The sequence below is a fragment of the Kocuria sp. NPDC057446 genome (genome assembly GCF_042802875.1).
Taxonomy (GTDB): Bacteria; Actinomycetota; Actinomycetes; order Actinomycetales; family Micrococcaceae; genus Kocuria.
In genome coordinates, this window is record NZ_JBHVDI010000014.1 from 32,831 (window position 1) to 39,741 (window position 6,911).

General features: G+C 75.2%; 8 protein-coding genes. 6 read left to right on the forward strand and 2 right to left on the reverse strand.

Annotated elements, in window-relative coordinates; all coding sequences use genetic code 11:
• Positions 1 to 148: 148 nt before the first annotated feature.
• On the forward strand, positions 149 to 1,588 hold the full coding sequence (locus ACFU0Y_RS03480) for a four-carbon acid sugar kinase family protein (protein WP_380213055.1): 1,440 nt from the start codon (positions 149 to 151) through the stop codon (positions 1,586 to 1,588).
• Positions 1,585 to 2,466, forward strand: a complete 882-nt coding sequence (locus ACFU0Y_RS03485) for an NAD(P)-dependent oxidoreductase (RefSeq protein WP_380213056.1) — start codon at positions 1,585 to 1,587, stop codon at positions 2,464 to 2,466. Before ACFU0Y_RS03480 ends, ACFU0Y_RS03485 begins: the two co-directional genes overlap by 4 nt.
• Before the next feature lie 22 nt (positions 2,467 to 2,488).
• Here the strand turns inward: ACFU0Y_RS03485 and ACFU0Y_RS03490 are convergent, their stop codons facing one another.
• Together ACFU0Y_RS03490 and ACFU0Y_RS03495 are read right to left on the reverse strand one after the other, a co-directional pair.
• Complete coding sequence (locus tag ACFU0Y_RS03490; RefSeq protein WP_368833343.1) at positions 2,489 to 2,725, reverse strand: DUF6953 family protein; 237 nt, start codon at positions 2,723 to 2,725, stop codon at positions 2,489 to 2,491.
• Positions 2,726 to 2,765: 40 nt separating this feature from the next.
• Positions 2,766 to 3,293: a 2'-5' RNA ligase family protein gene (locus ACFU0Y_RS03495; RefSeq protein WP_380213057.1), complete on the reverse strand. Its 528-nt coding sequence runs from the start codon at positions 3,291 to 3,293 to the stop codon at positions 2,766 to 2,768.
• Positions 3,294 to 3,412: 119 nt separating this feature from the next.
• Between ACFU0Y_RS03495 and ACFU0Y_RS03500 the strand changes: the two genes are divergently transcribed.
• From ACFU0Y_RS03500 to ACFU0Y_RS03515, 4 genes are all read left to right on the forward strand, one after another.
• Positions 3,413 to 4,522, forward strand: a complete 1,110-nt coding sequence (locus ACFU0Y_RS03500) for an ABC transporter ATP-binding protein (protein WP_380213058.1) — start codon at positions 3,413 to 3,415, stop codon at positions 4,520 to 4,522.
• On the forward strand, positions 4,519 to 5,193 hold the full coding sequence (locus ACFU0Y_RS03505; protein WP_380213059.1) for an ABC transporter permease: 675 nt from the start codon (positions 4,519 to 4,521) through the stop codon (positions 5,191 to 5,193). Before ACFU0Y_RS03500 ends, ACFU0Y_RS03505 begins: the two co-directional genes overlap by 4 nt.
• Complete coding sequence (locus tag ACFU0Y_RS03510) at positions 5,190 to 5,861, forward strand: ABC transporter permease (RefSeq protein WP_380213060.1); 672 nt, start codon at positions 5,190 to 5,192, stop codon at positions 5,859 to 5,861. Before ACFU0Y_RS03505 ends, ACFU0Y_RS03510 begins: the two co-directional genes overlap by 4 nt.
• Positions 5,862 to 5,933: 72 nt before the next feature.
• Positions 5,934 to 6,869, forward strand: a complete 936-nt coding sequence (locus ACFU0Y_RS03515; protein WP_380213061.1) for an ABC transporter substrate-binding protein — start codon at positions 5,934 to 5,936, stop codon at positions 6,867 to 6,869.
• Positions 6,870 to 6,911: the final 42 nt, after the last annotated feature.

A 6,911-nucleotide genomic window follows, 5' to 3' on the forward strand; every position in this document is an offset into this window, starting at 1 on the left:
CTGACATCTTATGTGTCGGAATCGGCCTGCAGGAGTCGCTGCGGACGGGGACCTCCCGCCGCTCCCGTCCGGCGGATCCGGCGCCCCGGACCGGGAGCACCTCCCGGTCCGGACCGCCCTCAGCACGCCGACCGGAGGAGCCCCGCCGATGACCGCTCCGCGCACCCTGCTCGTGCTCGACGACGACCCCACCGGATCGCAGTGCGTCCACGACGTCGACGTCGTCCTCGAGCTCGACCCCGAGCCCGTCCTCGACGTCGTCCGCAACCCCGGGCGCACCTGCTTCGTGCTCACCAACAGCCGCGCCCGCCCGGAGGCCGAGGCCGTGGCGCTCAACACCGACCTCGTCCAGGCGGTGCTCGGCCGCCTCGCGGCCGAGGGTCTGCCCCTGCCCCACCTGGTCTCCCGCAGCGACTCCACCCTGCGCGGGCACGTCATCGCCGAGCCCACCGCCCTGGCGGACGTGCTGGCCCGGCACGGGGTGGCGGTCGACGGGTTCCTCTTCGCCCCGGCCATGATCGAGGCCGGGCGCTACACCGAGGCCGACGTCCACTACGCGGTCCTGCAGGGCCGCCCGATGCCCGTGGGGGAGACGGACTTCGCCGCGGACGCGACGTTCGGCTACTCCTCCTCGGACCTCAAGGACTTCCTCGTGGAGCGCTCGGGCGGGACGCTCGAGCGGGACGCGATCCTCTCGATCGGTCTCGACGCCATCCGCTCCGGGGGCGTGCCCGCCGTCGCGGAGATCCTGCGCCGGGCGCGGGACCGGGCCTGGGTGGTCGTCAACGCCACCGGCTACGCGGACCTCGACACCGTGGCGGAGGCCCTCGCGGTGCTGGAGGCCGAGGGCCGCACCTTCGTCACCCGGTGCGGGCCGTCCTTCGTGCGGCCCCTCGCCGGGCTCACCGGCTCGCGCGAGCTCGGCCCCGAGGACATCGTGGTGGGTCCCGGGCGCCTCCCGCACGGACTCGTGGCCGTCGGCTCCCACGTGGGGCTCACCAACCGCCAGCTCGCCGAGCTGCGGGACCGGCGGGACCTCTTCGAGGTCGAGCTGCACGTGCCCACCCTGCTCGACGACGAGGCCCGACCCGGCTACGTGGCCGACGCCGTCGCGCGGATCACCGACGCGCTCGAGGGCAGCGACGCGGTCGTGTGGACGAGCCGCGAGCTCGTGCGCACGGACGACCCCGAGGAGTCCCTGGCCATCGCCCGGTCGGTCTCCGACGCGCTCGTGGCGGTGGTGCACGGCGTGGCGCAGGCCCGCCCGGCGTGGGTCGTCGCCAAGGGCGGCATCACCTCCCACGAGGTGGCCCACCAGGGCCTCGGCATCCGGCGGGCCACCGTGGCCGGTCAGTTCTTCCCCGGGCAGATCTCCATGTTCCAGCCCACCGACGCCCCGGAGACCACGCGCGGCGGGCCCTACGTGGTCTTCCCCGGCAACGTGGGCGGGGAGAGCGCCCTCGCCGACGTCGTGGACGTCCTCGACCGGGCGGCCGGGCGCGCCCGGTCGCACGATCCCCGGGCCGGCCGGCCGGCCCCGCACGGATCCCCCCAGCACAGCACCGACCCCGAGGAGCACCTGTCATGAGCACACCGCCGTCCGTCGGCTTCCTGGGACTGGGCGCCATGGGCGCCCCCATGGCCCTCACCCTGGCCCGCGCCGGCTTCCCCGTCCGCGGCTTCGACGTCTCGCCCCGCGCGGGAGAGCTCGTGGGCGACGCCCTGGAGCTGCTGCCCGATCCCCGGGAGGCGGCGGCCGGAGCCGACGTCGTCGTCGTCATGGTCGCGACCGGGGCCCAGCTGCACGACGTGCTGTTCGGCGAGCGCGGCGTCGCCGACGCCCTGGGCCCGGACACGGTGCTGCTCGTGATGGCGACCGTCGGGCCCCAGGCCGTGGAGTCCTGCGTCCAGGGCCTGGAGGCCCGCGGGGTGCGGCGGATCGTCGACGCGCCGGTGTCCGGGGGAACGGCGCGCGCCGCCACCGGCGAGCTGCTCGTGATGGTCGGCGGCGCCGAGGAGGACGTCGCCGCCGTCCGGCCGCTGCTGGACGCGATGGCCGGCAACGCGCCGGTCGTCGGCCCCCGGGCGGGGGACGGGCAGCGCTTCAAGGTGGTCAACCAGCTGCTGTGCGGCGTGCACATCGCGGTGGCGGGCGAGGCGCTGGCCCTGGCGGAGTCCATGGGCCTGGACCCGGCGCAGTGCCTCGAGGTCCTCTCGACCGGGGCCGCCACGTCCTTCATGTTCGAGGACCGCGGCCCGCGGATGCTGCAGGGCGATCAGGCCGAGGTGCGCTCCGCGCTGGACATCTTCGTCAAGGACATGGGCCTGGTCACCGATGCGGCCCGGGCGGTCGCCCAGCCGGTGCCGCTCGCCGCGGCGGCCGAGCAGCTCTACATGCGCGGCCGCCGCGAGGGCCACGGCCGGCGCGACGACTCGGTGGTCTTCGACGTCCTCCGCTCCCGCTGACGGGAGGTCCGTGCCGGGCGGATCAGCTCCGGAGGGACCAGAACCGGCGGTCGCGGTCCCACTGCACCGTGCCGCCGTGGGCCTTGCGGAACTCCGCGAGGACCTCCTTGCTGATCCCGGTGTGCCCGTTCTCCAGGGTCCGGACCCACTCGGGGCCGAAGGTGCCGGGGATGTCCTGGACGGCCTGGTCCTGGGACAGCCGTCCCTCGGTCCGGATGCGGTCGATCATCCAGGTGGCGATGTCCTGTGCGCTCGTCATGCCCCGAGCCTACGCGGCCGCGCGGCCGGCGGAGCACGGCTCAGGCCAGGTGCACCACGGTGCGGGCGTCCGCGTCCCAGCGGCGCAGGGCCACCGCGCGCAGCGGCTCGGGGTGCGGGGCCAGGACGTCCAGCGCCGTGGCCACCTGCTCCGGGCGCATCCGGCGGGCCAGGGTGACGTGCGGCGTCCAGGCCCCGGGGTACGAGGTGCGCGCCTGGCCGGGGACGGCTCCCACGGCGGCGCAGACCCGCCGGTGCAGCTCGAGCAGCTCGGGGGTGGTCACCACCTGGCGGACCACCACGTAGCCGCCCCGGCCGGGGCCGAACAGCAGCACGCCCGCGCTCGCCAGCGGCAGGTCCACGAACCCGGCGGCCGCGGCGACGCGCTCGTCGATCCCCGGCACGGTCTCCGGGGCCAGGGAGGGGGCGGCCACCAGGGTGATGTGGGGGCGGTTGGACGGGGAGCGGTGCCGGCCCGAGCTGGGCAGTCCCGCCTCGGCCAGCCGCTCCCAGTCGGCGCGCACGGCCGCCTCGGCGTCCTCGCCGAGCAGCAGCTCCAGGCTGTGCACGGTCCACCTCCTCGCGCGTCGGCCGGCGGCCCCGCGGGGGCCGCTCCCGGTGGACGCGAGTCTAGCGGGGCGTCCGCCGCGCTTGCCTATACTGGCCGGACGGCAACGGGAGGATCTCCATGACCGACATCGCGATCCGCTTCGCGGGGGCCGGCAAGACGTACCCGGACGGGACCACGGCCGTCGAGGCCCTCGACCTCGAGATCCCCCGCGGGTCCCTCACCGTGTTCGTGGGCCCCTCCGGCTGCGGCAAGACCACCTCCCTGCGGATGATCAACCGCATGGTGGAGCCCACCTCCGGCACCGTCACCGTGGAGGGCCGGGACGTCACGTCCGTGCCCGCCCACGAGCTGCGCCGCTCCATGGGTTATGTCATGCAGCAGTCGGGCCTCCTGCCGCACCGGACCGTGGTGGACAACATCGCGACCGTCCCGCGGCTCAACGGCGTGCCGCGGAAGCAGGCGCGCGAGCGGGCCCGGGAGCTGCTCACCACCGTGGGGCTCGACGAGGTGCTGGGCGGCCGCTACCCCTCCCAGCTCTCGGGCGGTCAGCAGCAGCGCGTGGGCGTGGCCCGGGCGCTCGCCGCCGACCCTCCCGTCCTGCTGATGGACGAGCCGTTCTCCGCCGTGGACCCCGTGGTGCGCCAGGACCTGCAGCGCGAGCTGCTGGACCTCCAGCGCCGGCTGCACCGCACCATCGTGTTCGTCACCCACGACATCGACGAGGCGATCCTGCTCGGCAACAGGGTGGCCGTGTTCGCCACGGGCGGGCGGCTGGCGCAGTACGCCACGCCGGAGGAGCTGCTGCGCGCGCCCGCCGACGACTTCGTGGCGGACTTCGTGGGCCGGGACCGCGGCTTCCGCTCCCTGACCTTCGACTCGGCCCACGACATCCCCGTGCACCCGGTGGCCACCCTGCGCCCGGACGGCACCCAGGGCGTGGCCGGCACCGGGGACGGGCCCGTCCCCGACGGCTGGACGCTGCGGATCGACGACGACGGCGCCCCCCGCGGCTGGGTGCGACCCGGCGCGGAGGACGACCCCGTGGTCGGCGGCACCCTGCACCGGCCCGGCAGCTCCCTGCGCAGCGCCCTGGACGCGGCCCTGTCCTCGCCGTCGGGCCTCGCCGTGGTCGTCGACGACGCCGGCCGGGCGGTCGGGATCATGCAGCCGGGGGAGATCATCGCGGCCATCGAGGACGCGCGGCTCGGCGGGCGGACGCCCCGGTGACCTGGACGAGCCGGAACTGGCCCTACGTCCTGGAGCTCACGGGCACGCACCTCGTGCAGTCGGTGCTGCCCCTGCTGATCGGCGCCCTGATCGCGGTCCCGGTGGCCCGGCTCGCGGCCCGCAACCGCACGCTGCGCCCGGTGCTCGTCACGGGCTCCTCCCTGCTCTACACGATCCCGTCCCTGACCCTGTTCGTGGTGCTGCCCCTGCTCCTCGGCACGCAGATCACCTCGGTGGTGAACGTGGTGGTCGCCCTGACCGTCTACGTGGTCGCCATCCTGGTGCGCTCCTCGGTGGACGCCTTCGAGTCCGTGGACCGGGACGTCCTGCAGGCCTCCACGGCGATGGGCTACCGGCCGCTGCGGCGCTTCTTCGCGGTGGAGCTGCCGCTCGCGGTGCCCGTGCTGGTCGCCGGGCTGCGGGTCGCCTCCGTCAGCAACATCTCCATGGTCAGCGTGGGCGCCGTGATCGGCGTGCAGTCGCTCGGCACCCTGTTCACCGACGGGCTGCGCCGGTCCATCCTCGAGGAGATCGTGGTGGGCATCATCCTGACCGTGGTCCTGGCGGTGCTCCTCGACCTCGTGCTGCGCGGGGCCGGCCACGCGCTGACCCGGTGGCAGCGGGCGGGCGCGGCCCCGGTCCCGCGCGTGCGGAGAGGGGCGCTCGCATGAGCCTCGTGGGGACCGCCGCGGCGTGGCTGACCGATCCGGCGAACTGGTCCGGGGCCGGCGGCATCCCCGCCCGGCTGCTGGAGCACCTGACGTACAGCGGCGTGACGATGGCCGTGGCCCTGGCCGTGGCCGTCCCGCTGGGCCTGTGGGTGGGGCACACGGGGCGCGGCTCCGGCGTCGTCGTCGGCCTGGCCGGTGCGCTGCGCGCCCTGCCCACGCTCGGCCTGCTCACCCTCTTCACCCTGCTGCTCGGGCTCGGGCTGGTGCCGCCGATCATCGCGCTCGTCCTGCTCGCCGTCCCCCCGATCCTCTCCGGGACCTACGCCGGGGTCGCGAACGTCTCCCCGGCGCTCAAGGACGCCGGGGCGGCCATGGGGATGACCGGGCGCCAGGTGCTGACCCGCGTCGAGGTGCCCAACGCCCTGCCCGTGATCCTGGGCGGGATCCGCAACGCCGCCCTGCAGGTCGTGGCGACCGTGACCGTGGTCGCCTACATCAACCTCGGCGGCCTCGGCCGCTACCTCATCGACGGCCTCGCCGTGCGCGACTACGACCGGATGCTGGGCTCCGTGGTGCTCGTGGCGGTCCTGGCGCTCGCCGTGGACGCCGTCCTGGCGCTGGCCCAGCGGCTGTCCACCTCCCCGGGGCTGCGCCTCGCCGCCCCCTGATCCGCAGCCGGGCCCGCCCCGGCGCCCCCGACCCACCGCCGTCCCGTGCCACCGACCGACAGGAGATCCACCATGACCACCGCTGCCGTGCTCCGCCGCCGCGCCACCGCACCCGCCCTGGGCGCCGCCCTGCTGCTGGGGCTGACCGCCTGCGGCGGCGGGGACCCCCTCGCCGAGGGGGACGGGTCCGCGACCACGTCCCCGGAGACCGTCACCGTGGGCTCCGCCGACTTCCCGGAGAGCCAGATCGTGGCCGAGCTCTACGCCGGGGCCCTCGAGTCCGCCGGGGTCGCCACGGAGACGTCGCTGGGCATCGGGGCCCGCGAGGCCTACGTGGGGGCCGTGCAGGACGGGTCCGTGGACGTGGTCCCGGACTACTCCGGCAACCTCCTGCTCTTCGCGGACCCGGAGGCGACGGCGAGCTCGGCCGAGGAGATCATGGCGGCCCTGCCGGACGCGCTGCCCGAGGGCCTGACCGTGCTGGAGGCCTCCGGGGCGGAGAACAAGGACGCCATGGTGGTCACCTCCGGGACCGCCGAGCAGTACGGGCTCACCAGCATCGCGGACCTGGCCGAGGTGTGCGGGGAGCTGGTGGTCGCGGGCCCGCCCGAGTTCGCCGAGCGCGCCTACGGCCTCGACGGCCTGGAGGAAAAGTACGGCTGCGTGCCGCAGTCCTTCGAGCCGATCAACGACGGCGGCGGCCCGCTCACCGTCCAGGCGCTGCTGGACGGCGACGTGGACGTCGCCGACATCTTCACGACCACCCCGGCGATCGTCGACAACGACCTCGTGGTGCTGGAGGACCCGGAGAACAACTTCATCGCCCAGCAGGTCCTGCCGCTGGCCGCGGCGGACCGGCTGCCCCAGGAGGCGGTGGACGCGCTGAACGAGCTGTCCGGGAAGCTCACCACGGAGGACCTCATCGAGCTGAACCGTCAGGTCAGCGGAGAGGACCAGGTCAGCCCCGCCGACGCCGCGCAGGAGTGGCTCTCCGCCAACGGGTACTGAGTCCGGTCGCGGCGCCGCGTCCCGGGCCCGGCGGTCCCGGGA

Excerpts from the sequence above, each read along its gene's own strand:
- ACFU0Y_RS03480 (WP_380213055.1), top strand. The coding sequence starts at position 149 with ATGACCGCTCCGCGCACCCTGCTCGTGCTCGACGACGACCCCACCGGA.
- ACFU0Y_RS03500 (WP_380213058.1), top strand. The coding sequence starts at position 3,413 with ATGACCGACATCGCGATCCGCTTCGCGGGGGCCGGCAAGACGTACCCG.
- ACFU0Y_RS03490 (WP_368833343.1), bottom strand. The coding sequence starts at position 2,725 with ATGACGAGCGCACAGGACATCGCCACCTGGATGATCGACCGCATCCGG.
- ACFU0Y_RS03485 (WP_380213056.1), top strand. The coding sequence starts at position 1,585 with ATGAGCACACCGCCGTCCGTCGGCTTCCTGGGACTGGGCGCCATGGGC.
- ACFU0Y_RS03515 (WP_380213061.1), top strand. The coding sequence starts at position 5,934 with ATGACCACCGCTGCCGTGCTCCGCCGCCGCGCCACCGCACCCGCCCTG.
- ACFU0Y_RS03510 (WP_380213060.1), top strand. The coding sequence starts at position 5,190 with ATGAGCCTCGTGGGGACCGCCGCGGCGTGGCTGACCGATCCGGCGAAC.